At 64.4% G+C, this 24,390-nt stretch carries 22 protein-coding genes and 1 tRNA gene; 13 read left to right on the plus strand and 10 right to left on the minus strand.

Annotated elements, in window-relative coordinates; translation table 11 throughout:
- Nucleotides 1-315 precede the first annotated feature (315 nt).
- From TQ38_RS00825 to TQ38_RS30460, 6 genes are all read right to left on the minus strand, one after another.
- Nucleotides 316-1,248 (minus strand): bifunctional riboflavin kinase/FAD synthetase, encoded by a 933-nt coding sequence (locus TQ38_RS00825; RefSeq protein ID WP_205316053.1) that lies wholly within the window; start codon nucleotides 1,246-1,248, stop codon nucleotides 316-318.
- Nucleotides 1,249-1,260: 12 nt separating this feature from the next.
- Nucleotides 1,261-1,740, minus strand: coding sequence for a dihydrofolate reductase (locus TQ38_RS00830; protein ID WP_043974162.1), 480 nt, complete (start codon nucleotides 1,738-1,740; stop codon nucleotides 1,261-1,263).
- A gap of 17 nt (nucleotides 1,741-1,757) precedes the next feature.
- Nucleotides 1,758-2,816, minus strand: coding sequence for a 5-(carboxyamino)imidazole ribonucleotide synthase (locus TQ38_RS00835; protein WP_043974161.1), 1,059 nt, complete (start codon nucleotides 2,814-2,816; stop codon nucleotides 1,758-1,760).
- 111 nt (nucleotides 2,817-2,927) lie between these two features.
- On the minus strand, nucleotides 2,928-3,416 hold the full coding sequence (gene purE, locus TQ38_RS00840) for a 5-(carboxyamino)imidazole ribonucleotide mutase (protein WP_043974158.1): 489 nt from the start codon (nucleotides 3,414-3,416) through the stop codon (nucleotides 2,928-2,930).
- A gap of 3 nt (nucleotides 3,417-3,419) precedes the next feature.
- A complete protein-coding gene (gene gpmA / locus TQ38_RS00845; protein WP_043974156.1) occupies nucleotides 3,420-4,106 on the minus strand; it encodes a 2,3-diphosphoglycerate-dependent phosphoglycerate mutase in 687 nt (228 codons plus the stop codon).
- Nucleotides 4,107-4,220: 114 nt separating this feature from the next.
- Nucleotides 4,221-4,367, minus strand: coding sequence for a hypothetical protein (locus tag TQ38_RS30460; RefSeq protein WP_205316054.1), 147 nt, complete (start codon nucleotides 4,365-4,367; stop codon nucleotides 4,221-4,223).
- Nucleotides 4,368-4,477: 110 nt separating this feature from the next.
- Between TQ38_RS30460 and TQ38_RS00850 the strand changes: the two genes are divergently transcribed.
- The 7 genes from TQ38_RS00850 (at nucleotide 4,478) to TQ38_RS00880 (ending at nucleotide 13,438) form a co-directional block, all read left to right on the plus strand.
- Nucleotides 4,478-4,552, plus strand: a tRNA-Thr gene (locus tag TQ38_RS00850).
- A 214-nt stretch (nucleotides 4,553-4,766) separates the two neighbouring features.
- Complete coding sequence (locus tag TQ38_RS00855; RefSeq protein ID WP_043974154.1) at nucleotides 4,767-7,571, plus strand: TonB-dependent receptor; 2,805 nt, start codon at nucleotides 4,767-4,769, stop codon at nucleotides 7,569-7,571.
- Nucleotides 7,571-8,695: a phytase gene (locus TQ38_RS00860; protein WP_043974151.1), complete on the plus strand. Its 1,125-nt coding sequence runs from the start codon at nucleotides 7,571-7,573 to the stop codon at nucleotides 8,693-8,695. The genes TQ38_RS00855 and TQ38_RS00860 overlap by 1 nt, the downstream gene beginning before the upstream one ends.
- A 93-nt stretch (nucleotides 8,696-8,788) precedes the next feature.
- The gene (locus TQ38_RS00865) at nucleotides 8,789-9,463 is read left to right on the plus strand and encodes a lytic transglycosylase domain-containing protein (protein ID WP_043974148.1); all 675 of its coding nucleotides are present in this window, start codon (nucleotides 8,789-8,791) and stop codon (nucleotides 9,461-9,463) included.
- Between the two features lie 105 nt (nucleotides 9,464-9,568).
- Nucleotides 9,569-12,478 (plus strand): isoleucine--tRNA ligase, encoded by a 2,910-nt coding sequence (gene ileS / locus TQ38_RS00870; RefSeq protein ID WP_043974145.1) that lies wholly within the window; start codon nucleotides 9,569-9,571, stop codon nucleotides 12,476-12,478.
- Nucleotides 12,475-13,017 (plus strand): signal peptidase II, encoded by a 543-nt coding sequence (lspA, locus tag TQ38_RS00875; protein WP_043974142.1) that lies wholly within the window; start codon nucleotides 12,475-12,477, stop codon nucleotides 13,015-13,017. The genes ileS and lspA overlap by 4 nt, the downstream gene beginning before the upstream one ends.
- A 4-nt stretch (nucleotides 13,018-13,021) precedes the next feature.
- Nucleotides 13,022-13,438 carry a DUF3035 domain-containing protein gene (locus tag TQ38_RS00880; protein ID WP_043974568.1) on the plus strand — a complete coding sequence of 139 codons (417 nt, stop codon included), beginning with the start codon at nucleotides 13,022-13,024 and terminating at the stop codon, nucleotides 13,436-13,438.
- Between the two features lie 129 nt (nucleotides 13,439-13,567).
- On the opposite strand, the gene TQ38_RS00885 is transcribed toward TQ38_RS00880, so the two are convergent.
- Nucleotides 13,568-14,902, minus strand: coding sequence for a hemolysin family protein (locus tag TQ38_RS00885; RefSeq protein WP_043974139.1), 1,335 nt, complete (start codon nucleotides 14,900-14,902; stop codon nucleotides 13,568-13,570).
- Nucleotides 14,903-15,100: 198 nt separating this feature from the next.
- Between TQ38_RS00885 and TQ38_RS00890 the strand changes: the two genes are divergently transcribed.
- Nucleotides 15,101-15,775, plus strand: coding sequence for an OmpA family protein (locus TQ38_RS00890; RefSeq protein WP_043974136.1), 675 nt, complete (start codon nucleotides 15,101-15,103; stop codon nucleotides 15,773-15,775).
- Nucleotides 15,776-15,924: 149 nt separating this feature from the next.
- Entirely contained in the window at nucleotides 15,925-17,457 is a 1,533-nt protein-coding gene (locus TQ38_RS00895; RefSeq protein ID WP_043974133.1) for a DUF1570 domain-containing protein, read from the plus strand.
- 4 nt (nucleotides 17,458-17,461) lie between these two features.
- On the opposite strand, the gene TQ38_RS00900 is transcribed toward TQ38_RS00895, so the two are convergent.
- A complete protein-coding gene (locus tag TQ38_RS00900; protein ID WP_043974130.1) occupies nucleotides 17,462-18,256 on the minus strand; it encodes a 3'(2'),5'-bisphosphate nucleotidase CysQ in 795 nt (264 codons plus the stop codon).
- Nucleotides 18,257-18,456: 200 nt separating this feature from the next.
- Here TQ38_RS00900 and sucC point away from each other — a divergent pair, with 200 nt between their 5' ends.
- The 4 genes from sucC to TQ38_RS00920 all read left to right on the plus strand — a co-directional run bounded on the left by sucC (nucleotide 18,457) and on the right by TQ38_RS00920 (nucleotide 22,566).
- Nucleotides 18,457-19,656 (plus strand): ADP-forming succinate--CoA ligase subunit beta, encoded by a 1,200-nt coding sequence (gene sucC, locus TQ38_RS00905; RefSeq protein ID WP_043974127.1) that lies wholly within the window; start codon nucleotides 18,457-18,459, stop codon nucleotides 19,654-19,656.
- 234 nt (nucleotides 19,657-19,890) lie between these two features.
- Nucleotides 19,891-20,637: an electron transfer flavoprotein subunit beta/FixA family protein gene (locus tag TQ38_RS00910; RefSeq protein ID WP_043974125.1), complete on the plus strand. Its 747-nt coding sequence runs from the start codon at nucleotides 19,891-19,893 to the stop codon at nucleotides 20,635-20,637.
- 1 nt (nucleotide 20,638) lies between these two features.
- Entirely contained in the window at nucleotides 20,639-21,568 is a 930-nt protein-coding gene (locus tag TQ38_RS00915; protein WP_043974122.1) for an electron transfer flavoprotein subunit alpha/FixB family protein, read from the plus strand.
- A 104-nt stretch (nucleotides 21,569-21,672) separates the two neighbouring features.
- On the plus strand, nucleotides 21,673-22,566 hold the full coding sequence (locus TQ38_RS00920) for an energy transducer TonB (RefSeq protein WP_043974120.1): 894 nt from the start codon (nucleotides 21,673-21,675) through the stop codon (nucleotides 22,564-22,566).
- A 35-nt stretch (nucleotides 22,567-22,601) separates the two neighbouring features.
- On the opposite strand, the gene TQ38_RS00925 is transcribed toward TQ38_RS00920, so the two are convergent.
- Nucleotides 22,602-23,132, minus strand: coding sequence for a GNAT family N-acetyltransferase (locus TQ38_RS00925; RefSeq protein ID WP_043974118.1), 531 nt, complete (start codon nucleotides 23,130-23,132; stop codon nucleotides 22,602-22,604).
- An 11-nt stretch (nucleotides 23,133-23,143) separates the two neighbouring features.
- Nucleotides 23,144-24,352, minus strand: a complete 1,209-nt coding sequence (locus tag TQ38_RS00930; protein ID WP_043974566.1) for a DUF445 domain-containing protein — start codon at nucleotides 24,350-24,352, stop codon at nucleotides 23,144-23,146.
- Nucleotides 24,353-24,390: the final 38 nt, after the last annotated feature.

Raw genomic sequence — 24,390 nt, forward strand, 5'->3', positions numbered from 1 at the left:
GGGCTTCGACAGGCTCAGCCTGAGCGGAGGTAGTGCAACGCGAGAGATTATATCCCGCGGCCTCCTTTTTCGATTAATGCAACGGCCGCTCAGGCTGAGCCTGTCGAAGCCCGCACACCGCGTTCGCCAGATTATCAGACGATCTTTGCCAGCAGTTCCTTGGCGCGGTCGCAGTCGCGGTTCATATTCTCGATCAGTGCGCCCAGCGAGGAGTGCAACGTTAGGGATAATACCCCGAGGCCTCGCTTTTCGATCTAATCCAACGTCCGCTCAGGCTGAGCCTGTCGAAGCCCGCACACCGCGCTCACCAGATTATCAAACGATCTTCGCCAGCAGTTCCTTGGCGCGGTCGCAGTCCCGGCCCATCTGCTCGATCAGTGCGTCGAGCGAATCGAACTTCGCTTCCGGTCGCAGGAAGTGGTGGAATGCCACCTCGATCTCCTGCCCGTAGAGGTCGCCCGCGAAATCGAAGAAATGCGGCTCCAGCAGTTCCTTGGGCGGATCGAAGGTGGGGCGGATGCCGATGTTCGCCGCCCCCGTCACCACGCGGCCGTCGGGCATGCGGCCGGTCACCGCGTAGATGCCGTAGAGTGGGCGCAGATACGTCGCCATGTCGATGTTGGCGGTGGGAAAGCCGATGGTGCGGCCCAGCTTGTCGCCGTGCTGCACGCGGCCCCGAATGGAGAATGGGCGGGTCAGCAGGCGGGCCGCCGTCTCGCAGTCGCCGGTCTTGAGTGCATGGCGGATGCGGCTGGACGAGATCGTGCCCTCCCCGTCGCTGACCGGGCCGACCGTGCGGCCTTCCATGCCGTGGCGCGCGCCGATTTCGCTCAGCACCTGGGGGTTGCCGCCGCGCGCCTTGCCGAAGGTGAAGTCGTCGCCGGTGACGACGCCGGCCGCGCCCATATGGCGTACCAGCATTTCCTCGGCCCAGGCGGGTGCGGTCATCGCGGCCATGGCGGTGTCGAAGTGCAGCACGAGCATGGCGTCGGCCCCGGCGGCGGCGAACAATTCCTGCCGCTGGTCCAGCGTGGTCAGGCGGAAGGGCTGCGCGTCGGGCTTGAAATGACGCACGGGATGCGGATCGAAGGTAGCGACGATGGCCGGACGGCCTTCCGCCCTGGCCCAGCGGATCGCTTCGCCGACGACGGCCTGATGGCCTTGATGGAACCCGTCGAAGTTGCCCAGCGCCAGCACGGCGCCGCGCAGCGAATCGGGAACAGGCAGGCGGTTGTCGAGGCGAATCATGAGTGACAGAGCCTATAGGTCGCGCACGAGCGTCACGAAAGCATACGCTGGAAATGTACCTTCGGCCGGATGCTCCTCACGCGCGGTTTCGCGCCATCGAGGCCCCGGTTCCGGCACATGCGTATCGCCCTCGTAAGTACCGTGGATTTCGGTCAGCTCGATTCGGTCGGCATGATCCGCGAACAGCGCGTAGATTTCCGCGCCGCCGATCACGGCCACGTCGCTGCCTGCGAGCGTCAGCGCTTCGTCCACCGAATGCACGGTTTCCGCGCCGGGTGCGCTCCAGCCGGTATCGCGGGTGAGGACGATGTGGCGGCGGCCGGGCAGCGGCGCGGGAAAGCTGTCAAAGGTCTTGCGGCCCATTATCATCGGCTTGCCGATGGTCATGGCCTTGAACCGCCTGAGGTCGGCGGGCAGCCGCCACGGCAGCGTGCCATCGCGGCCGATCACGCCGTTCGCCGCGCGGGCGTAGATGAGGAAGATGCCCTGCATCGCGCGGTCTTTATCCTTCAGCCCAGCGTCAGCCGGGTGACGTGGCCCATCTTGCGGCCGGGACGCGCTGCGGCCTTGCCGTACAGATGGAGGTGGTTGGCGGGGTCGGCAAGAATTGCCGGCCAGTCATGCGCCTCGTCGCCGATGAGGTTGCGCATCTCCACCCCTTTGGCGGCAAGGCCGGTGCCGCCCAGCGGCAGTCCGCAGATGGCGCGCACGTGGTTCTCGAACTGGCTGGTTACCGCGCCCTCGATGCTCCAGTGGCCCGAGTTGTGGACGCGCGGGGCCATTTCGTTGAACACGGGGCCGTCTGCGGTGGCGAAGAATTCCAGCGTCAGCACGCCGACGTAGTCCAGCGCCTGCGCCACCTTCGCGGCAAGTTCGCGCGCCGCAGGCACCTGCTCCAGCAGCGCAGCGGGCGCAGGCAGGGTGCTGAGCGCGAGGATGCCGCTTTCGTGGACGTTGTGGGCCGAATCGAAGTAGCGGATGTCGCCGTCCGCGCCCCGGCACAGGATCACCGAGAATTCGGCAAAGAAGGTGATGAAGCCTTCGTAGACCAGCGGCGTGGCCGGAAGATCGAGGCCGTCCGCATCGGCGGGCGTCATGATGCGCCACTGGCCCTTGCCGTCGTAGCCGTCGCGCCGGGTCTTGAGGATGCCCGGCGCTCCGATGGCGGCAATGGCCTCGGCAAGATCGGCGGCGCTGTCCACGGGGGCGTAGGGGGCAGGGTTGCCGCCAAGCTGCGTGACGAAGTGCTTTTCGCTCAGGCGGTCCTGCGCGGTTTCCAATGCGCGCGGGTGCGGCAGCAGCGGGGTATCGCCCAGCGCTGCGAGCGGGCTGACGGGCACGTTCTCGAATTCGTAGGTGACGACCGCGCAGTCGGCTGCGAAGCGGGCCATGGCCTCGGCGTCATCCCAAGCGGCGCAGGTGAACTGGGCGCAGACGTCCGCGGCGATCGAATCAGCTTCGGGCGCATAGACGTGGCAGCGGTAGCCGAGCTGCGCCGCCGCGACGGCGATCATGCGACCGAGCTGGCCGCCGCCGAGAATGCCGATCGTTTCGCCGGGGGGTATCATCGTTATGCCAATTCGCCTGCTTGGTGTGCCGGCCCTTCGACAAGCTCAGGGCGAGCGGACTTCACTATATTCTGCGACAACCCCCGCCTGCGCAGGGGCTGTCGTACCACATCAGACGGGCCGCTCTGCCACGCTGGCAGTCTGGGCGCTGCGAAACGCCTTGAGCCGTTCTGCCAGCGCCTCGTCCGAGGTGGCGAGGATCGCGGCGGCCAGCAAACCTGCATTGGCCGCACCCGCCTCACCGATGGCCAGAGTGCCGACGGGAATACCGGCAGGCATTTGGACGATGGAAAGCAGGCTGTCCTGGCCTGAAAGCGCCTTGGACTGTACCGGCACGCCCAGCACCGGCAGGTGCGTCATCGAGGCGACCATGCCGGGCAGGTGGGCGGCGCCCCCTGCCCCGGCGATGATGACCTTGAAGCCCTCATCGTCCGCGCCCTTGGCAAAGTCGACAAGACGCTGCGGCGTGCGGTGCGCCGAGACGATCCGTGCTTCGTAGGCGACTTCCAACTTGTCGAGCATTTCGGCGGCGCGGATCATGGTCGGCCAGTCGGACTGGCTCCCCATGACGATCGCTACCGGCACGGGCGTTTCAGCCATGCTTCAACGCTCCGAGAGGTAATAGCGGTCGAGCACCGCGAGATCATCATCCAGATCGTAGACGATCGGCTGGCCGGTCGGGATTTCCAGCCCGGTGATCTCGTCGTCGGAAATGCCCGAGAGGTGCTTTACCAGTGCGCGCAGGGAATTGCCGTGCGCGGCCACAAGCACGGTCGAGCCGGTCTTGAGGTGCGGCACGATCGAGCCTTCGTAATAAGGCAGGACGCGCGCGATGGTGTCCTTGAGGCTTTCCGTCATCGGCACGTCGATCCCGGCATAGCGCGGGTCGGTCGACAGGTCGAACTCGGTGCCGCGTTCCATGACGGGGGGCGGGATGTCGAAGCTGCGGCGCCAGATCTTGACCTGGTCCTCGCCGTGCTTGGCAGCGGTCTCGGCCTTGTCGAGGCCGGTGAGGCCACCATAGTGACGCTCGTTCAGGCGCCAGTCCTTGGTTTCCGGGATCCACAGGATGCCGGCGGCTTCCAGAGCAAGGTGCAGCGTCTTGATCGCGCGGCTCTGGAGCGAGGTGAAAGCGACGTCGGGCAGCATGCCCTTGTCCTTCAGCAGCGCGCCGGCAGCGCGGGCTTCGGCCTCGCCTTTCTCGGTGACGTCCACGTCCCACCATCCGGTGAAGCGGTTTTCCAGGTTCCACTGGCTCTGGCCGTGGCGGAGAAGGATCAGGCGAGGCAAGGCGTAGCTCCCTTTTTAGTATGGGACGGGACGGATGCAGTCTGGTGGCAGGCCCTAGCTTTCCAAGGGCGATTTGGGAAGCCTGACCGATTCGTTATCGCGCGGGCCATCCGCTTAGTCCTCGGCGCCGGACGACAATTCGCGTGCCTGTACCTTTCTTCTGCGCAGGTTCTCGCGCAGCTTTGCGGCAAGGCGCTCTTCGCGCGTCAGCTTTCCTGCCGGTTTTGGCGGTGTTTGCGCGGCTGGCTGCTCATCGTTCATGGCATCGGCAATGACGTTGTGTCAGATAAAGCGCAAGCGGTGCTTGACAACCTGCCCGCCTCCATACAATAGCGCGCCCCTGCCCTGGGTCACCGGGGCTTTGGAACGGCGCTGCTGTAGCTCAGTGGTAGAGCGCGTCATTGGTAATGACGAGGTCGGGAGTTCAATCCTCCCTAGCAGCACCATTCCGCCGTTCCCGACATTCTGACATCTTCGCAGGCGCTCGCAACCACTCGGGGTTGTGCGCGCATTTCGGCGCTTTGATTCGCCGGAATGCTTCGAACATTGGGATTTCCCAATTGTCATTAAACTGTCTTTGCGCTCTCACTGGAGTGTCATGAAACCGGCCTAGGGGCCCCTGCAAGACTTACAACGTCGCAACAGGGAACCTCTCCAGTCATGACACGTTCGATCCAGCTCCTCGCGGGGCTGCTCGCCTCGGCTTCGTTCGCCACCATTGCCCAAGCGGGTGAAGTGTCCGGCCACGTCAGCGATGCCACCGGCACGCGCGCCCTGCAGTCGGCCGCTGTGCGTATCGTCGAACTCAACCGCACCGCCGAAACCGACCGTGCGGGCAGCTTCGTGTTCGGCGACGTCCCCGCCGGCACTTACACTCTGGAAGCCCGCTACGTTGGCGCCGAAGTCACCACGCAGACGATCACCGTCGCGGCGACCGGCACGACTTCGAGCGATTTCGACCTTACCGCAATCGGCGGCGCCGACATCCTCGTCACCGGCCAGACCGCGAACCTGACCAGCGCCCTGTCGCGCCAGAAGGCAGCCGACGGCGTCGAATCGGTCCTGACGCGCGACGCCGTGGGCCAGTTCCCCGACCAGAACGTGGCCGAATCGCTGCGCCGCCTGCCGGGCGTCAACATCCTCAACGACCAGGGCGAAGGCCGCTACGTGTCGGTTCGCGGCCTTGATCCCGACCTCAACGGCACTTCGGTCAATGGCGTGCGTATCCCCGCGCCGGAATCGGACTCGCGTTCGGTTGCGCTGGACGTGATCTCTTCCGACACGATCGAATCGATCGAAGTCAAGAAGAGCTTCACCCCCGACATGGACGGCGACTTCATCGGCGCCTCGGTCGAGATCAACACCACCAGCGCCTTCGATTCGAAGAAGAACCGCTACTCGGTCAGCGCCGAGGGCAGCTACAACGACTACTCGGGCAAGGTCATGCCCAAGGGCGCGTTCGACTTTACCCAGAAGCTGGGCGACGATTTCGGCGTCGCCGGCTCGGTCAGCTACTACAAGCGCAAGTTCGAGACCGACAACGTCGAGACCGGCGGCTGGCACCAGAACGACGACGGCGTCTGGGCCGACTCGGTCGAGTACCGCGACTATGACGTGGAGCGTACCCGCATCAACGCGGCGCTCTCGGCAGACTGGCGCGTGTCCGACACCACCAAGGCTTACGTGCGCGGTAACTGGGCCCAGTTCGACGATCACGAATATCGCCGCCGCACCACGCTCGACTTCGGCGATTTCGAGGATGACGGCCCGACCGCCTTCACCGCCAACGGCGCCACTTTCAACGGTGCCGACGAGCGCATCACGGTGGAGCGCGACATCAAGGACCGCTTCGAGCGCCAGCGCATCCGCTCGGTCTCGGTCGGCAGCGACACCGACACCGGCACCTGGAAGTTCAACTGGATGGGCAGCTACGCCAAGTCGACCGAGCGCGAGAACTTCTCGGTCGACCCGACCTCGTTCCGCGCGCGTTTCCGCGCCGGCACCGTGGTCGGCATGGATTATTCGGACAAGTACGTTCCGACCTACTCGGCCACCGGCGCCAGCTTCAATACGCCCGACGCCTACGAGTTCGACAAGACCGAACTGACCACCCTGTCCGACAGCCAGGATCGGGAATGGGCGATCAAGGCCGACCTCGCGCGCACTTTCGCCGGTTCGAGCGGTGACTTCACCGTGCAGGCGGGCGCCAAGGCGCGCTGGCGCAAGAAGTCGTACAACTTCAACATGAACTACTACGACCTTGCCGAAGACGCCGATTACACGCTGGCCGACGTGCTGGGCAAGCAGACCTACCGCCTGGTCGACATGGGCCCGGTTGCCAGCAAGACCGGCGCCAAGGCCTTCCTGCAGGCCAACCCCGGCTCGTTCGAGCTGAACGAGTACGAGAGCGGCCTGGCTTCGGCCACTGACGATTACTCGGTCAAGGAAGACATCCTCGCAGGCTACGCACTGGCCCGCTGGGACAGCTCGACCCTGCGTGTCATCGGCGGCGTGCGCGTGGAGCGCACCCACAACGAACTGAACGGCAACCTCGTTACCGACCTCAGCGACGACGAGGAGTTCTCCTTCGTCCCGGTGCAGTACAAGCGCAACTACACCAACTGGCTGCCCAGCCTGACGGTGCGCTACAGCCCGCAGCAGAACGTGGTCGCCCGCCTTGCCGGCTACAAGACGGTCGTGCGTCCCAAGTTCTCGCAGCTGGCCCCGCGCTACACCGTGAACGAGGACAACGAAGCCGAATTCGGCAACCCGAACCTCAAGCCCTACCAGGCCTGGAACCTCGATGCCGGTTTCGAGTACTACTTCTCCAACAACGGTGCCATCTCGGTCGGCGCGTTCTACAAGTCGGTGAAGGACTACACTTACGAGCAGGTCCTGCGTGACGGCGCCGTCATCGACGGCGTGGCATATGACCAGGTCACCATCCCGGTGAACGGCGACAGGGCCGACATCACCGGCCTCGAAGCCAGCTTTAGCCAGGTCTTCTCGATGCTGCCCTCGCCGTTTGACGGCCTGCTGACCCAGCTCAACTACACTTACACTTACGCCCGCGGCACCGTGCTGCAGGAAGGTGAGGACGGTGCAGGCAACGCGATCGACATCAAGCGCCGCATCAACCTGCCCAACTCGTCCAACAGCACCTTCAACGTCGTGCTCGGCTACGAGAAGGGCCCTGTGTCCCTGCGCGCCGCCGGCACGTTCCGCGACAAGTACCTCGACGAAGTCGGCGGCACCGTCGAGGAAGACCGCGTGGTCAACCAGCACTTCCAGCTCGACCTCTCGGCCAAGTACAAGGTCACCGAGAACATCCGCATCTTCGCGGACTGGGTGAACGTCAACAATGCCAAGTACTTCGCCTACCAGAACCTCGCAGGCGCCAAGCGCGTTCTGCAGTACGAGGAATACGGCTCGACCGTGAAGTTCGGCGCGCGGGTGTCCTTCTGATGCTCGTTCGCGACATCCTGAAGGTTGCCGCGAAGGTTGGGCCGGGAGCATTGCTCCCGGCCTTCCTGCTTGCGGGCTGCGCAACAACGCCGACCGGCACCAGCGCTGAAATCGAAGCCGCGCGCCCCCGCTACCCCGCCACCGACATTCCTGCCGAGGCGGAAACCACCCCGGTCGGCACCGGCAATGCCGATGCTGCGGACGACCCGGCGATCTGGCGCAATGCCGCCAACCCCGCTGCCAGCCTGCTGCTGGGGACGGACAAGAAGGCCGGCCTCTACGTCTATGGCCTCGACGGCAAGGTGCGCGATTTCTCGCCCGCCGGCGCGCTCAACAACACCGACCTGCGCGAAGTGCGCATGGCCGATGGTTCCACCCGCATTCTTGTGGGCGCCAGCGACCGCACCGACCGCACCGAGCCCAGGATCGCCCTCTTCGGCCTCGACGGCGCCACCGGCAAGCTGACCGTGCTGGGCTCCGATTCGTTCCTAAAGCCGGGCCATGCTCCGGCCGAGGCTTACGGCTTCTGCATGGGCGCTCCCCTCGCCGCCGGTGAACTGGCGCGCGCTTATGTCGTCCTCAAGGACGGCACCGTTGCCGAAAGCCGCCTCGTCGAAAGCGGCGGCAAGATCGTGCCGCAGCATCTGCGCGACGTGAAATTCGCGACCCAGTCGGAAGGCTGCGTCGTCGATGACGCGACCAGGACGCTCTACGTCGCCGAGGAAGATGTCGGCATCTGGAAGGTGCCGCTTTCCGGCCGCGCCCTCACCGCGAAGGCTTTTGCGAAAGTCGGCGCGGCGGACGGTCTTGTCGATGACGTCGAGGGGCTTGCCATCGCCCACGAAACGGGAGGCCGCACCTGGCTCGTCGCCTCCAGCCAGGGCGACAACGCCTATGCGCTGTTCGACCTTGCCACCGGCAAGCCCGCGGGCCGATTCCGCATCGAAGGCGGCGCGATCGGCGGCACCAGCGATACTGACGGGATCGAAGTCGTGCTTGGTGATTTTGGCCCGGCCTTCCCCGAAGGCGTATTCATGGCGCAGGACGGCAACAACGCACCCAAGGCGCAGAACTTCAAGCTGCTCTCCTGGCGTTCGATCCGCACCGCCATGGGCATCCGGTAAGGCCACCAGGATGCGCGCCGCCCTGCCTTCATCCGGCTGTGATTTGCATCCGGTATGCGGTAAGGCGGCGCGCATGGTGAGGGAAACGAATCGGTGAGGCGGATCGCTGCGCTATGTGCTGCCTTGGCGCTTGCCGGTGCGGCTCAGCCGGGCCCTGCCCGCGCCGACGTGCTGCAGATCGGCGCGTCCGGCGCTGAATGGATCGCGGGCGGTCCGACTACTTTCGCCGCGCCGGAATTGACCCAGATCGACCCGGGTTCCGGCGTCGGCTTCATCGGCACCACCGTGGCCAGCGCGCCCGAACAGGTGGAGGAAGCGCCGCTTTCCGTCGACGCGAACCTGCATCCCCTCTCCTTCACCCAGGCCCTTTCTGCAGCCGGGCCCAGTCGATGGCGGGACCGTGTGGCCCTGCTCGCAGCCAAGTATGATATCAGCCCGGCCCTGCTGGAAGCTGTGGTCTGGCAGGAAAGCCGCTGGAACGAACTGGCCGTATCCCCGGTGGGCGCGCGCGGTCTTGCCCAGCTGATGCCCGGCACTGCCGCGCAGATGGGCGTCAATTCCGCCGATCCGATGGCCAACCTCGAAGGCGGCGCGCGTTATCTGCGGATGCAGCTCGATGCGTTCGGCGGCAATATCGAGAAGGCGCTTGCCGCCTACAACGCCGGCCCCGGGCGCGTGGTGAAAGCGGGCGGCATTCCCAACATCCGCGAGACGCGCCTCTATGTCGCCGCGATCATGGCGCGCCTGACCGACCCGGTTCGTCAGTAGGCCGCCCCTCATCCTGGAACAGGCCGGGGATGACGATGTGCACGTCACAGTGCTGGCAAGCAGCACTTCCAACCAACCCGCATTTGCTCTAGTGCGCGTGCCGTTATGACCGAACAGCGTGATTATAGATCGACCGTCTTCCTGCCGAAGACCGATTTCCCCATGAAGGCCGGGCTCCCCCAGAAGGAGCCGGGTATTCTGTCGCGCTGGCAGGCCGAGGATATTTACCGCAAGACCCGCGATGCGCGCAGCGACCGCGAAAAATTCATCCTCCATGACGGCCCTCCCTACGCCAATGGCGACATGCACATCGGCCATGCGCTCAACCACATCCTCAAGGACATGGTGGTGCGCACGCAGACGTTGCTGGGCAAGGACGCGCCCTACGTTCCGGGATGGGACTGCCACGGCCTGCCCATCGAGTGGAAGGTCGAGGAGGAATACCGCAAGAAAAAGAAGAACAAGGACGAAGTTCCCGCCGAGGAATTCCGCGCCGAATGCCGCGCCTACGCCCAGAACTGGGTAAACGTGCAGCGCGAGCAGCTCAAGCGGCTGGGCATCAACGGTGACTGGGACAACCCGTACCTGACGATGGATTTCCAGGCCGAAGCCACCATCGTCGGCGAACTGCTGAAGTTCGCCGAGAACCAGATGCTCTATCGCGGCGCCAAGCCGGTGATGTGGTCGCCGGTGGAAAAGACCGCGTTGGCCGAAGCCGAGGTCGAATACGAGGACATCCTTTCCACCCAGATCGATGTGGCGTTCGAGATCACCGAATCGGCCGTGCCCGAACTGGTCGGCGCCTACGCGGTGATCTGGACGACCACGCCCTGGACGATCCCGGTGAACCAGGCGCTGGGGTACGGGCCTGAGATCGAGTATCACCATTACCGCGCCCACGACGGGCGGCGTTTCATCGTGGCGGTGCCGCTGCTGGAAGCGTTCTTCGCGCGGACCGGGCTTGGTCCCGTTGCCGAAAACGTGGAAGGCGATGCGGACTTCTCCGAATATGCGCTCGGCACCTTCAAAGGCTCCGACCTCGCCGGCACGTTCGCGCGGCATCCGATGCACGCGCTGGGCGGATTCTTTGCCGAGCCGCGTCCGTTCCTGTCGGCAGACTTCGTCACCATCGACAGCGGCACCGGCCTCGTCCACGAGGCTCCGGACCACGGCGAGGAAGATTTCGAGCTGTGCAAGGCCAATGGCATCAACCCGAAATTCGTGGTTGAGGCAGACGGCAAGTACCGCGAGGACTGGCTGTGGCTGGCGGGCCAAGGCTCTGTCATCAATCCCAAGTTCAATTCGCCCGAAGGCCCGGTTTGCACCGACCTGCGCGAAGTGGGCGCGCTGCTGGCGGCGTCCGCCGACTACAAGCATAGCTACCCGCATTCGTGGCGCTCCAAGGCCAAGGTGATCTACCGCTGCACGCCGCAGTGGTTCGTGCCGATGGACAAGGCGATGACGCATCTTGACGGTTTGGCTCCCATCCTTCGACAAGCTCAGGATGAGCGGGATGAGGGCGCGGTTTCCAATCCCGCTCAGGCTGAGCTTGTCGAAGCCCCCGCAACCCTGCGCAACGTCGCCCTGAACGCCATCGCACAGACGCGCTTCGTCCCCGAAAAGGGCCGGAACCGCATCGGCGCGATGGTCGAAGGGCGCCCTGACTGGGTGCTCTCTCGCCAGCGCGCATGGGGTGTGCCGATCACGCTGTTCGTGGACCGCAAGACCGGCGAATACCTCGTCGACGAGGCCGTGAACGAACGCATCAAGGCTGCCATCCTCGCCAAGGGCGTCGATGCGTGGTCGGACGAGGCCGCGCAGGACCTGCTTGGCCCTGACTACGATGCCGAAAATTACGAGCGCGTCGCCGACATTCTCGATGTTTGGTTCGATTCGGGCTCGACCCATGCCTTCGTGCTGGAATCGGGCCGCTGGCCCGACCTCCTGCGCCCCGAAGGCTATGTTGGTCCCAAGGCCGACCTGTATCTGGAAGGTTCCGACCAGCATCGCGGCTGGTTCCAGTCCTCGCTTCTGGAATCGTGCGCGACGCGCGGCCATGCGCCTTACAAGACAGTCCTGACCCACGGTTTCACTATGGACGCCAAGGGCTTCAAGATGTCGAAGTCGCTGGGCAACACGATCAGCCCGCTCAAGGTCATGGAAACCAACGGCGCCGACATCATCCGCCTCTGGGCGCTGTCGGTGGACTTCACCGAAGACCACCGCATCGGCGACGAAATCCTCAAGGGCGTGGCCGACCAGTACCGCAAGCTGCGCAACACCTTGCGCTACCTGCTGGGCGCGTTGGACGGTTTTGGCGAATCCGAGCGTTTGCCCGTGGCCGAAATGCCCGAGCTGGAGCGCTATGTACTGACGCTGCTGGGCAATCTGGACGCCACTTTGCGCACCGCAGTCGATGCCTTCGACTTCAACACTTATGTCCGCTCGCTGCTGGACTTCTGCAACGAAGACCTCTCGGCGTTCTTCTTCGATATCCGCAAGGATTGCCTCTACTGCGATGCACCCACGGACCCGAAGCGCCGCGCTTATCGCACCGTGCTGGACACGCTGTTCCACGCGCTGATCCGCTACGCCGCCCCGGTGATCGTCTTTACCGCCGAGGAAACCTGGCAGAGCCGCTATCCGGGCGAGAGCGTGCATCTGCTGGAATGGCCTGAAGTGCCGGCTGCCGAAGCCGATCTCGACAAGTGGCAGGCGCTTCGCACCCTGCGCGCGGCCGTGACCGAGGCGATCGAGCCGCTGCGCCGCGAAAAGATCATCGGCTCCAGCCTTGCCGCCGAAGTGACGGTGCCGGCATCGGCGCCCGACGCGGATCTGGCAGAACTGTTCATCACCGGGACAGTCACGCGCGGGCAGGCAGAAGGCGTGAGCGTCACCCCTTCCCATGACCACAAGTGCGGCCGCTGCTGGCGCCATCTCCCCGAAGTGACCGAGGACGGCGACTTGTGCGCCCGCTGCGACGACGTTGTCGGCGCCGTGGAGGTGCAGGCGTGACCGCTGCAACTAACCCCTGGCGTAACCGCCTGATCGGCCTGCTGATCGCGGCGGTGGTCTTCGCCATCGATGTGGGCATCAAGGACTGGGTGGTTCACGGCCTGCGTCTGCAGGAAATCGGCCAAGTCTACGTGCTGCCGTTCTTCAACTTCACCTGGACGCAGAACTTCGGTGTCTCGCTGGGCCTGTTCACCGCAGGCTCGCCCGAGGCGCGCTGGGCGCTGGTGGCGATGACCGGGGCGATTGCCGCTTTCGTGTTCGTCTGGCTGCTGCGTGAGCGCAAGCTGGCCGAGATTGCTGCGCTGGGCATGGTCCTGGGCGGCGCCGCCGGCAACATCCGCGACCGTTTCGCGGTTGGCTATGTGATTGACTATGCTGACTTGCACATAGGCGGATTTCGTCCGTTTCTCATTTTCAATCTCGCCGATGCGGCCATCACCATCGGCGTCCTGATTATCCTTGCCCGATCACTGCTTTCGCGCGAAAAGCCCGATGCAGAGGCGGATTCCGCCCCCGAGGCTCAAAAGAATGCGAGTTGAATTGATGCGCATGAAGAAAACCGGTGCCTTCGTCCTTGTCGCGACCGGCGCCGTCTTGCTGTCGGCTTGCGGCAGCACCGGCCTGTTCAACCGGGCCGGACCTGACGAATTTGCTGTGCAGCGCCAGACTCCGCTGGTCGTGCCGCCAGACTTTTCGCTGAGCCCGCCCAAGGAAGGCCAGCCCCGCCCCGCCGACGACTCGCTTCAGCAGCAGACGCTCGATGCGCTGTTCGGCGGCCCTCAGGCGCGCAGCGACATCGAGAAGTCGACGCTGGCGCTGGCCGGCACGTCGGAGCCGGCGATCCGCTCCACCGTAGGCGATCCGGGGACTTACGCCGTTGCCAAGGGGCAGGTGACCCGCGCAATCCTCGCCGCGCCGGAAGGCGATGGCCGCGATGCGCAGACCGCCATCGGCACCTGAACCTTCGGGTTTGCGGAACAGAAAAAAAGGCCGGGCGAAAGTCCGGCCTTTTTCGTTCGGAATGGGGAAGGCCCTGCAGGACCCCGCAATACCGGCGTCGACGTTAGCCGTCGACATCAGCCGCCGACCTCAGCCGTCGCCGGAGACTCCGTCGTCGGCGTCCTCGTCGATCAGTGCGTTCACCAGGATCTTGTCGATCTTCAGGCCGTCCATGTCGATGACCTCGAAGCGCCAACCCTGCTCGGTGAAGTGTTCCCCCTCGCGCGGGACCTTTTTCAGCACGGCCAGCACATAGCCGGCCAGTGTCGCGAATTCGCGGTCGCCGGGCAGGGTGATGGCCAGCCGGTCGGCCAGTGCGTCGGCCGGCATTGCCCCGGACACCAGCAGCGAGCCGTCTTCGCGCACGACGATCATCGGCTCGTCGCCCTCGTCCTGATGCGCGACGAAATTGCCCGCCAGCGCCGCCAGTACGTCGGACGGCGTGACGAGGCCTTCCAGATGGCCATATTCGTCGTGGACCACGGCCATCGCCACTTCGGCGGTCTGCAGCTTGCGCAGGGCGTCCATGGCGTCGAGCTGGTCCGGGATGACCTCGGCCTTGCGCATCATCGCGCGCACGTCGACCGGGCGGCCGGCAACCCAGCAGGCCAGCACTTCGCGCACCTTGAGGATGCCGATCACATTGTCGGCGGAACCGTCACCGGCCACCGGCAGCAGCGAGTGCGGCGAGGCATCGATCCGGGCGCGCAGCTGCGCTTCGTCGGCATCGACATCGATCCAGTCGATCTGGTTGCGCGGGGTCATCAACTCGCGAACGGGTCGTTCGGCGAGGCGCATGACGCCGGTCATCATCGCGCGCTCTTCTTCCTCGATTACGCCGGAGCGGGTGGCTTCGGCGAAGATCATGTGCAGTTCTTCGGCGGTGAGCTGTTCACCGTCGCCGCGCCGAATCGAAAAGAGGCGCAGGATCACCGCCGAAGACCGGTCCAGCAGCCAGACAAACGGGCCCATGATCGTGGCCAGCAGGCTCATCGGCCGCGCCATGATCAGCGCCACCGGTTCCGCCATGCGCAGGGCCAGTTGCTTGGGCACCAGTTCGCCCACCACGACGCTGGCATATGTCGTGGCGATGATGACCAGCGCGAAACCGGCCTCTCCGGCGAACCGAACGGGCAGGCCCATCGCGGTCAGCCGTTCGCCCACCGGGCCGCCCAGGCTGGAGCCCGAGTAGGCACCGGCGATGATGCCGATAAGAGTGATGCCGATCTGCACGGTGGACAGAAAGCGGCCCGGGTCGGCGGCAAGGTCCATCGCGGTTTGCGCCGCGCGGCTCCCCTTGTCGGCCATGGCCCGGAGACGCGCTGCGCGCGCGGAAACGATGGCCAGTTCGGACATCGAGAACAGGCCATTGATCAGGATCAGGCCGGCGATGATGAGGAGGTCAGTCCAGGGAAAGGGCGTCACAATGCGCCATCGCTAGCAGAGATTGCGGCATTCGCGAAGGCCCGTGATGCGGCGCAACGCTTTGCAACGTAGCGTGCCTCGGGAACACAAGCGCAGGAAGTGGGTTGAGCGGGCATTATCCATTTGCCATTCATGACCACTACCGCACACAAATGCCCGTAAGGCATGTCTCAAGGGCAAATAGAGGAGGGCCAGACTATGAAGAATTCGCGCCTAATTACATCGGCAGCGGCAGTGTTCGCGCTGGTTACGGTTTCTGCCTGCGTCACCGATCCCAACACTGGTGAGCGCAAGGTTTCGCGCACCGCGATCGGCGGTGCCGGCGGTGCTGGCCTTGGCTATCTGCTGGGCAGCGTCATCGGCGGCAAGACCGCGCGTATCGTCGGTGCGGGCATCGGCGGCGTGGCCGGCGGTGTCGTCGGCTACCAGATGGACAAGCAGATCAAGGAACTGAAGGAGCAGACCGCAGGTTCCGGCATCGACGTCACCCAGCAGGGCGACGGCATCCTGGTGAACCTGCCCGACGTGACCTTCGCTGTCGATTCGACGGTCATCAGCACCTCGTTCCAGGCTTCGCTGGACAAGGTCGCGCAGTCGATGGTCCAGTATCCCAACAGCCTCGTCGATGTGTACGGCCACACCGATTCGACCGGCTCCGCTGCGCACAACATGGACTTGTCCAAGCGCCGCGCCGATTCGGTGGGCCGCTATCTAATCAGCCGCGGGGTTTCCTCCTCGCGCATCCAGACGCAGGGTATGGGCATGAATTATCCGGTGTCCGACAATACAACGGCCGAAGGCCGCGCGCTCAACCGCCGTGTCGAGATCAAGATCACACCGGTGACGACGGACGACGCTTCCGGCGCCAAGTAATATCGTTTTCCGCAAGGAATACGCACATCAGGGAAGGGGCCGGTGCTGCGAAGCGCTGGCCCTTTTTTCATCGAGTATAGAGGCAATAACGCTTTGAATTGTCATGCCGACTGCGTAGCCTGACGGGCGAACGGGGTTCGGGGGACCTGATGCGATTCAAGATGGTGGCGGCGGTGCTGTCCGTATTTCTGTGGCCGGGCCTTGCCCATGCCGCATGGCTCGAAGCGTCGAGCGAACACTTCGTCATCTATGCCGACGATAACGAGCGTGACATCACCCGGTTCTCGCAGCAGCTCGAACGGTACCACGCGGGCATGGCGCTGCTGCTGGCCTCGAAGGCGCCGGTGCCCAGCCCTTCGAGCCGGGTCACCGTCTATGTGGTGCGTAACAAGCGCGAGGTGCAGGCACTGCACGGCGGCGACAACAAGTTCCTCGGCGGCTTCTACGTACCGCGCGCTGGCGGATCGTTGGCGATCGTGCCGACCGTCGATTCCGGCAATGGCGCGATCACGATGTCGATGGTGGTGTTGCTGCACGAATATGCCCACCATTTCCTGATTTCGTCGAATTCGATGCCGATGCCGCGCTGGTTCAGCGAAGGCGCCGCCGAATTCTTCGCCTCGGCCAAGTTCGAGGCCGATGGCGGGGTGTGGCTGGGCCGCCCGGCGCAGCACCGCGCGGGCGAACTGTACCTTGCCAGGGATGTGAAGGCGGCAGACCTGCTCGACCCCACCGAATACGACAAAAGCAAGCATACCGCCTACGATGCCTTCTACGGCAAGAGCTGGCTGCTCTATCACTACCTGACGTTCGATGTCGCACGCAGCGGCCAACTGGGGCGCTACCTCGCGCTGCTGCAAGATGGCAAAGGCCAGCGCGATGCCGCGCTGGAGGCATTCGGCGATTTCGACGTACTGGAAAAGGATCTCGACAAGTATCTGAGCAAGAACAAGATGTCGGCGCTCAAGCTGACGGCGGAGAAAGTGCCCATCGGCGCGATCAGTCTTCGTGCTCTGCCGGCGGGTGAAGCGGCAATGATGCCGGTGCGGATACGATCGAAGCGCGGCACATCGCCCGAGGAAGCGCCGACGCTGCTGGCCGAGGCCCGCACTGTCGCGCTGCGCTACCCCGGCGACGCTGCCGTTCTGTCCGCTCTGGCAGAAACCGAATACGATGCTGGCCACGACAAGGAGGCCATCGCCGCCGCCGATGCGGCGCTGGCGCTCGATCCCAAACAGGTCAACGCCTACGTCCAGAAGGGGCTGGCGCTGTTCCGCATCGCGCCCGAGGCTGACGATACCGCGGCGGCCTACAAGGCCGCGCGCGCGCCCTTCATCGCCCTCAACCGGATCGAGAACGACCATCCGCTTCCGTTGGTGTACTTCTATCGCAGCTTTGTCGAGCAAGGCGAGAAGCCGCCGGCGCTGGCACTCGACGGATTGATTCGGGCCATGCAATTGGCCCCTTTCGATCTCGGCCTGCGGATGACCCTGGGTCATGCACTGGTCGGGCTCGGTCGGCGGGACGATGCGCGCACCGTGCTGTTGCCCGTGGCCTACAACCCGCACGGCGGCGGCATGAGCGACTTCGCGCGCAAGATGCTCGACCGGATTAACAAGGACCCGGCGTGGAAGGGTGAGGGGGATGAATCTGAAGAAGCCAGCGAGGCCATTTCCGAATGAAGTCCTAGGCGGAGTAGCGCACCGCTCGTTCCGCCAGACGTTCCACCGCCGCTTCATGAATGCCGGTTGAGGCGACCATCACCCCAAAGGCGCGCGGGTCGTGCTTGTTGTAGTTGAGCGGCTGGCCGAACGCATCGGTCACTACCGCCCCGGCTTCGCGCGCAATCAGGCCGGCGGCGGCGATGTCCCATTCATACCCCCAGCGCAGCGTGACGAGCAGGTCTGCCTCGTTGGCCGCGATCATCGCCATGCGCAGCGCAATCGAATTGGGCTGGTCCACCAGGGTGAGGTCGGCATCTTCGGCCGCCAGCTTCTGCGCGGGTACGCGTGAGCCGGCCAGCGAATCGCGGCGGCTGGCGACGAGCCGCTCGCCGTTGCGCCAGGCGCCCTTGCCCGCCTCCGCGAACCAATACTCGCCGCCATCCCCGCGCCGCCGCACCGGAGCATAGAGGTAGCCCAGCAGCGGGCGCCGCATGTTCACCAGCGCCACCGAGATCGCCCAGCCCGTGCGGCCTCGGATGAAGTCGCGAGTCCCGTCGATCGGGTCGACCAGCCAGACCAGTTCGTGGTTCTGGCGATCGAGGCTGTCGGTCGTCTCTTCGGAAAGCCATCCTGCCGCAGGCAACAACTTGTGAAGTTCGGCCTTGAGAAAGCCGTCGACCTCCAGATCGGCAGTGCACACCGGACTGCCGGGGGTCTTTTCCCACGATTCGAGGCTATGGCCATCACCCGGCCAGCCTGCCAGCGCGATGCGCCCGGCCTCTCGAACGATGGCTTCCAGTCTCTCCCGGTCAATCATGTGCCGACTTTCGTTGCTGCATTCGTTCTGGCATTGCTATTGCGTATTCTTATCAATTAGGTTCGAACAAATCGTTCTCACCTATGAATTTGCGCAGGCTACGGGACTTTTCAAGCCAGCGGGGATGTGCTTATGCGGCGGGGCATAACTATGGCTACGGCGCCTTCCCAAGGAACCTCCAGCAGAAAGCGATTTGAGCGATGAACATTCACGAATATCAGGCCAAGGAACTGCTGTCGAAGTATGGCGTGGGTATCCCCGCCGGCATCGCCGCGCTGACCGTAGAGGAAGCGGTTGCCGCCGCCAAGCAGCTCCCCGGGCCGCTCTACGTCGTGAAGGCGCAGATCCACGCCGGCGGACGCGGCAAGGGCAAGTTCACGGAACTTCCCGCTGACGCCAAGGGCGGCGTGCGTCTCGCCAAGTCGATCGACGAAGTCGAGGCATTTGCCAAGGAAATGCTCGGCAACACCCTCGTCACCATCCAGACGGGTGATGCCGGCAAGCAGGTGAACCGCCTGTACGTGACCGACGGCGTCGACATCGAGAAGGAATACTACCTCTCGATGGTCGTGGACCGTTCGACCAGCCGCGTCGCCATGATCGTGTCGACCGAAGGCGGCATGGACATCGAAGAGGTCGCCCACTCGACCCCCGAGCGCATCAGCACCATCACCGTCGACACCGCGACCGGCTTCCAGGCTCACCATGGCCGCGCCGTCGCTTTCGCGCTCAAGCTGTCGGGTGATCTCGCAAAGCAGGCGCAGAAGATCGCCAAGCAGCTTTACGAGGCGTTCGTCGCCCTCGATTGCGACATGCTGGAAATCAACCCGCTGGTGGAAACCAAGGACGGCAACCTGCTGGTCCTCGACACCAAGATGAGCTTCGATTCGAACGCCCTGTATCGTCACCCCGACGTGCTGGCCCTGCGCGACGAAACCGAAGAAGATCCCGCTGAAGTCGAAGCCTCGAAGTACGACCTGGCCTACATCAAGCTCGATGGCGACATCGGCTGCATGGTCAACGGTGCCGGCCTTGCCATGGCGACGATGGACATCATCAAGCTGAACGGCATGTTCCCGGCCAACTTCCTCGACGTTGGCGGCGGCGCCAACAAGGAGAAGGTGACTGCGGCGTTCAAGATCATTCTCGCGGATCCCGCAGTCAAGGGCATCCTCGTGAACATCTTCGGCGGCATCATGAAGTGCGACGTCATCGCCGAGGGCATCGTTGCCGCGGCGAAGGAAGTGAACCTGCAGGTTCCGCTGGTGGTTCGCCTCGAAGGCACCAATGTCCAGCAGGGCAAGGACATCCTGGCCGGCTCGGGCCTGCCGATCGTCGCTGCCAACGATCTGGGCGACGCTGCCCGCAAGATCGTTGCCGAAGTGAAGAACGTGGCCTGAACTGGCCGCGTTCGCGCGCACGACGAAACGTCGTGCTCGCGATCACATGACGAATATTGAGACGGCGGGGGTTTCGCGACCCCCGCCGTTTTGCATATGTAGCTCAGCTATGTACCGCCCAAGCTCTTAGCGCTTTGTGGGGCTTGACGCGGTGGATTAGGAACGCGATAGCTCCCGCACCAGTTTAATCGCGCGGTTAAATTTTGCCGTCCCAGCAGTGAGAGGACAGATCGCATGAAGATCATCGTGCCCGTAAAGCGGGTCATCGACTATAACGTGAAGCCGCGGGTCAAGGCCGACGGCACGGGTGTTGACCTTGCCAACGTCAAAATGAGCATGAACCCGTTCGACGAGATCGCGGTGGAAGAAGCCATCCGCATCAAGGAAGCGGGCAAGGCCGAAGAGATCATCGCGGTCTCGGTCGGGCCGGCCAAGGCTGCCGAAACCCTGCGTACCGCGCTTGCTATGGGCGCCGACCGGGCGATCCTCGTCGAGACCGACGCAGAGGTCGAGCCGCTGGCCGTCGCCAAGATTCTCAAGGCCATCGTGGGTGAAGAGAACCCCGGCCTGGTGATCCTGGGCAAGCAGGCGATCGACGACGATTCGAACCAGACCGGCCAGATGCTCGCCGCGCTGCTGGGCCGCCCTCAGGGCACCTTCGCCAACAAGATCGAGATCGACGGCGAGCAGGTTGCCGTCACCCGCGAAGTCGACGGCGGTCTCGAAACGGTGAAGCTCTCGCTTCCCGCCATCGTCACCACCGACCTTCGCCTGAACGAGCCGCGCTACGCTTCGCTGCCCAACATCATGAAGGCAAAGAAGAAGCAGCTCGATACGAAGAGCCCCGCCGACTACGGTGTCGACATCACGCCGCGCCTCAAGACCCTCAAGGTCTCCGAGCCGCCGGTGCGTTCGGCCGGTATCAAGATCGCTGACGTCGACGCCCTCGTCGCGAAGCTCAAGGAAATGGGAGTAGCCTGAAATGAAGACTCTTGTTTGGGTTGAGCACGACAACGCTGTCGTCAAGGACGCCACCCTCGCCGTCGTCACCGCCGCTGCACAGCTGGGTGAAGTGCACCTGCTGGTTGCAGGGTCAGGTTGCCGCGCCGTGGCCGATGCCGCTGCGCAGATCGCGGGCGTGGGCAAGGTCCACCTCGCCGACGACGCCGCTTACGAGCATGGCCTGGCGGAAAACGTCGCCCCGCTCGTCGCCGAGTTGATGGGTCATCACGATGCTTTCGTGGTGCCCGCCACCACCACCGGCAAGAACATCGCGCCGCGTGTCGCCGCGCTGCTCGACGTGATGCAGATATCGGACATCCTCTCGGTCGAGGGCGAGAAGACCTTCACGCGTCCGATCTATGCCGGCAACGCCATCGCCACCGTCGAATCGAGCGATGCCAAGCTGGTCATTACCGTGCGCGGCACCGCCTTTGCCAAGGCTGAGGCCACGGGCGGTTCGGGTACGGTCGAAGACGTCTCGGGTGCCGGTGACGCTGGCCTGTCCAGCTTCGTGGGTGCGGAACTTGCCAAGTCCGAGCGTCCCGAGCTGACCAGCGCCAAGATCATCGTCTCCGGCGGCCGCGCGCTCAAGGATTCGGAGACTTTCGAATCGATCATCCTGCCGCTGGCGGACAAGCTGGGCGCGGGCGTTGGCGCATCGCGCGCTGCGGTCGATGCGGGTTATGTGCCGAATGATTATCAGGTCGGCCAGACCGGCAAGATCGTCGCACCGGAAGTCTACATCGCGGTCGGCATCTCGGGCGCGATCCAGCACCTTGCCGGCATGAAGGACTCCAAGACCATCATCGCCATCAACAAGGACGAGGACGCCCCGATCTTCCAGGTCGCCGATATCGGCCTGGTCGCGGACCTGTTCAACGCGGTGCCGGAGCTTACCGGCAAGCTTTGAGCTTTCCTTGCCGTCACAAAGATTTAACCCCCGGATGCGAGTCCGGGGGTTATTTCGTATGCACGGCGTTTACGGGCGCGCCGAAGTGAAGGGGCAGGTCAGACGTGATCCATCGGTATTTTCTCGCACTTTTTGTTCTTGGCGGACTGACGGCTGCGGCCTTGCCCGTCCATGCAAAGACCAAGGAAACGACCCTGCCGAAAGCGTCGAACTGGCTTCTCGACGCGGCCGATAAAAGCTGCCTGCTGGCGCGCAAATTCGGCACCGATGACAAGCCTGTGCTGCTGGGCATGCGGACCTATGGCCCGGGCTATCATTTCGAAATCACGCTGTCAGGCGCGCCGACCAGAATTCTGCAGACCGCGCACAAGTTCACTATCGCTTACGGAGGGGGAGAACCGCTGCCGGTCCGTTCCTACCAGATGGGCAAGAACGACGACTACGGTGCAGCCGTGATCTTCTCCAACACGCTTTCAATGACGGCACCCCCGCAGGAGAAAACGGAACTGGAAGAGGAGGACGACATTCGGCCGGTAGCGATTGATCCGGCTGTCGAGGCTCAGATCGACACCATCTCGATCGCCACTAACGGCCAGCGTTTCATCCTCAAGACCGGCCCCATGGCGAAGGCGCTGGCGACTGTACGTCAGTGCACCGATGGGTTGGTCACGCGTTGGGGCCTTGATCCGGTGGCCCAGTCCAAGCTGAGCCGCCGGGTAAGGTTGGGGGATTTTTCCTGGATTGAGCACATCCAGCGGATATATCCCGCCGAACTCATGTTGAAGCGCAAGGAAGCACGCGTGAACATGCAGATCGTGGTCGACAAGACCGGCGCGGCGACGCGCTGCGATACCGCGCAGGCTTTCGCCAACACGGATTTCAAGGTTCGCGCCTGCGGTATCGTTCTCAAGGAGGCGCGCTTCCAGCCTGCGCTCGACGAGAGCGGGCAGCCGATCGATTCCTATTATACGACGACGATCCTGTACAAGATAAGCTGATCGGCTGGGCCCGCGTCAGGTTGATTGGGCCCGCGTCAGGGCTTCAGACGTTCATACAACCCCAGGACCGCAGGTACGGGGCCATCGGCGACCTCGTGATCGGCATAGTGCGCGAAGCCGAGACGGGCCGCGAGCCGCTGCGATGCGTCATTGCCCTCCTCGATCATGCAGGCGATGCGGCGGGGGCCGTGCGCCTCGTCGAACCACGCGAGCACGGCGTCCATGACCTCGCTGGCGATGCCCTGTCCGCAGTGGTCGGCGCGGACGATCCAGCCTGCTTCGGGCATGTCGTCCAAGCCGAGCGCTTCTCCATAGCCCCGGTATGAATGGAAGATCCCGGCGCTCGCGATGATCTCGGTCTCGCCCCGGACGCGCACCATGAAGCTGCCGTAGCCGTATACCGCCCAAGAGCCGGCATTACGTAGCAGGCGTTCGAACTGGGCTTGGGGAGCGGGGTCGGCGGGGCCCAGGAAGCGGCGCGTTTCCTCGTCGGCGATCAGTCGGCACAGGCCGGGGAGGTCGCCGGGGGCAGGGCGGTATAGTTCGAAACGCCGCGTCGTCAGCATGGGCCCCTCGCTCACAGGAATTGGTCCACGGCGTGGATGCAGACCCCGAACAGCCCGCCGACAAGAGTGCCGTTGATACGGATGAACTGAAGGTCGCGGCCGACGGCGCCTTCAATGCGGTCGCTCACGGTGCGGGCGTCCCACCGCTTCACGGTCTCGGAGACGAGGCGGACGATCTCGTCGCCGTAGCGGGCGGTTACGCCTACCAGTGTGCGGCGCGCGAAGCGGTTGATCTGGCTCTGCAGGCGTGGGTCGTCGCGCAGGGCGTTGCCCAGTTCGCCCAGCATCGTCGTCAGCTGGCCGCCCAGCGCCGTGTGCGGATCGCGCGCGGCGGCGATGAGCTGGTGGCGAAGGCGTTCCCACACGCCCTGCCACCACCGGCTTACCGCGGGGTTGCCGATAAGTTCGCGCTTGGCGTTCTCGACGCGGGCGCGCAGGGCCTCATCGTGTTGCAGGTCGTGAGCAAGGCCCTGCAGCATCTGCTCGACCTTCGCCTTGAGCGGGTGGTCGGGCTGGACGATCATTTCGGCCAGCAGCTTGTAAAGACCGTCCAGCACGGAATTGGCGATGCGGCTGTCGAGGCCGGTGAGGCGCAGCAGGCTGTGGGCGCGCTCCCGGATCATGGTGCGTACCAGTTCCTCGTTGGCCTCCAACGCCTCGCCCGCCCAGCGGATCGCGCCTTCCAGCAGGGGCAGGTGGCGGCGATCTGCGATGGTGGCTGAAAGCATCTGGCCAAGGAGGGGGGCAATCTCCACCCGCTCAAGCTGGCGGGCCATCCCGGCGCGCACCTGGTTGCCGAGCCGGTCGGGGTCGAGCGATTCGAGCATGTCGGCGACGAGGTTGGCGGCGCCTGCGCGCAGGCGCGATTCGCCGCCCCGGCCGGGGTCTGAGAGGAAACTGCCTGCGGAACCGGCGAAATTGAAGGCGTTCACCCGCCGGGCGACGACCTGAGGGGTGAGGAAATTGTCGCGCAGGAACGTCGCCATCGAATCGGCGATGCGGTTCTTGTTCTCGGGAATGATCGCGGTGTGCGGGATCGGCAGGCCGAGCGGGCGGCGGAACAGCGCGGTAACCGCGAACCAGTCTGCCAGACCGCCCACCATCGCCGCTTCGGTGAAGGCGATGGCATAACCCCAGGCGGGGTGTTCGCCGCCAAAACGCCGCAGCACGATGAAGGCGATCGCCATCATCAGCAGCAGGCCGGTGGCGAACAGGCGCATGCGCTGCGCCCGGTCCTGCGGGATGCCCTTCAATGCGA

Source organism: Novosphingobium sp. P6W (assembly GCF_000876675.2).
Lineage (GTDB): Bacteria > Pseudomonadota > Alphaproteobacteria > Sphingomonadales > Sphingomonadaceae > Novosphingobium.

What these genes read in the sequence shown, in the direction of transcription:
- TQ38_RS00915 (WP_043974122.1), top strand. Translation starts at nt 20,639, where the DNA reads ATGAAGACTCTTGTTTGGGTTGAGCACGACAACGCTGTCGTCAAGGAC.
- TQ38_RS00880 (WP_043974568.1), top strand. Translation starts at nt 13,022, where the DNA reads ATGCGCATGAAGAAAACCGGTGCCTTCGTCCTTGTCGCGACCGGCGCC.
- TQ38_RS00890 (WP_043974136.1), top strand. Translation starts at nt 15,101, where the DNA reads ATGAAGAATTCGCGCCTAATTACATCGGCAGCGGCAGTGTTCGCGCTG.
- TQ38_RS00825 (WP_205316053.1), bottom strand. Translation starts at nt 1,248, where the DNA reads ATGATTCGCCTCGACAACCGCCTGCCTGTTCCCGATTCGCTGCGCGGC.
- TQ38_RS00900 (WP_043974130.1), bottom strand. Translation starts at nt 18,256, where the DNA reads ATGATTGACCGGGAGAGACTGGAAGCCATCGTTCGAGAGGCCGGGCGC.
- TQ38_RS00835 (WP_043974161.1), bottom strand. Translation starts at nt 2,816, where the DNA reads ATGATACCCCCCGGCGAAACGATCGGCATTCTCGGCGGCGGCCAGCTC.
- TQ38_RS00895 (WP_043974133.1), top strand. Translation starts at nt 15,925, where the DNA reads ATGCGATTCAAGATGGTGGCGGCGGTGCTGTCCGTATTTCTGTGGCCG.
- TQ38_RS00830 (WP_043974162.1), bottom strand. Translation starts at nt 1,740, where the DNA reads ATGCAGGGCATCTTCCTCATCTACGCCCGCGCGGCGAACGGCGTGATC.
- TQ38_RS00860 (WP_043974151.1), top strand. Translation starts at nt 7,571, where the DNA reads ATGCTCGTTCGCGACATCCTGAAGGTTGCCGCGAAGGTTGGGCCGGGA.
- TQ38_RS00855 (WP_043974154.1), top strand. Translation starts at nt 4,767, where the DNA reads ATGACACGTTCGATCCAGCTCCTCGCGGGGCTGCTCGCCTCGGCTTCG.
- TQ38_RS00925 (WP_043974118.1), bottom strand. Translation starts at nt 23,132, where the DNA reads ATGCTGACGACGCGGCGTTTCGAACTATACCGCCCTGCCCCCGGCGAC.
- purE (WP_043974158.1), bottom strand. Translation starts at nt 3,416, where the DNA reads ATGGCTGAAACGCCCGTGCCGGTAGCGATCGTCATGGGGAGCCAGTCC.
- ileS (WP_043974145.1), top strand. Translation starts at nt 9,569, where the DNA reads ATGACCGAACAGCGTGATTATAGATCGACCGTCTTCCTGCCGAAGACC.
- TQ38_RS30460 (WP_205316054.1), bottom strand. Translation starts at nt 4,367, where the DNA reads ATGAACGATGAGCAGCCAGCCGCGCAAACACCGCCAAAACCGGCAGGA.
- TQ38_RS00910 (WP_043974125.1), top strand. Translation starts at nt 19,891, where the DNA reads ATGAAGATCATCGTGCCCGTAAAGCGGGTCATCGACTATAACGTGAAG.
- sucC (WP_043974127.1), top strand. Translation starts at nt 18,457, where the DNA reads ATGAACATTCACGAATATCAGGCCAAGGAACTGCTGTCGAAGTATGGC.
- TQ38_RS00930 (WP_043974566.1), bottom strand. Translation starts at nt 24,352, where the DNA reads ATGCGCCTGTTCGCCACCGGCCTGCTGCTGATGATGGCGATCGCCTTC.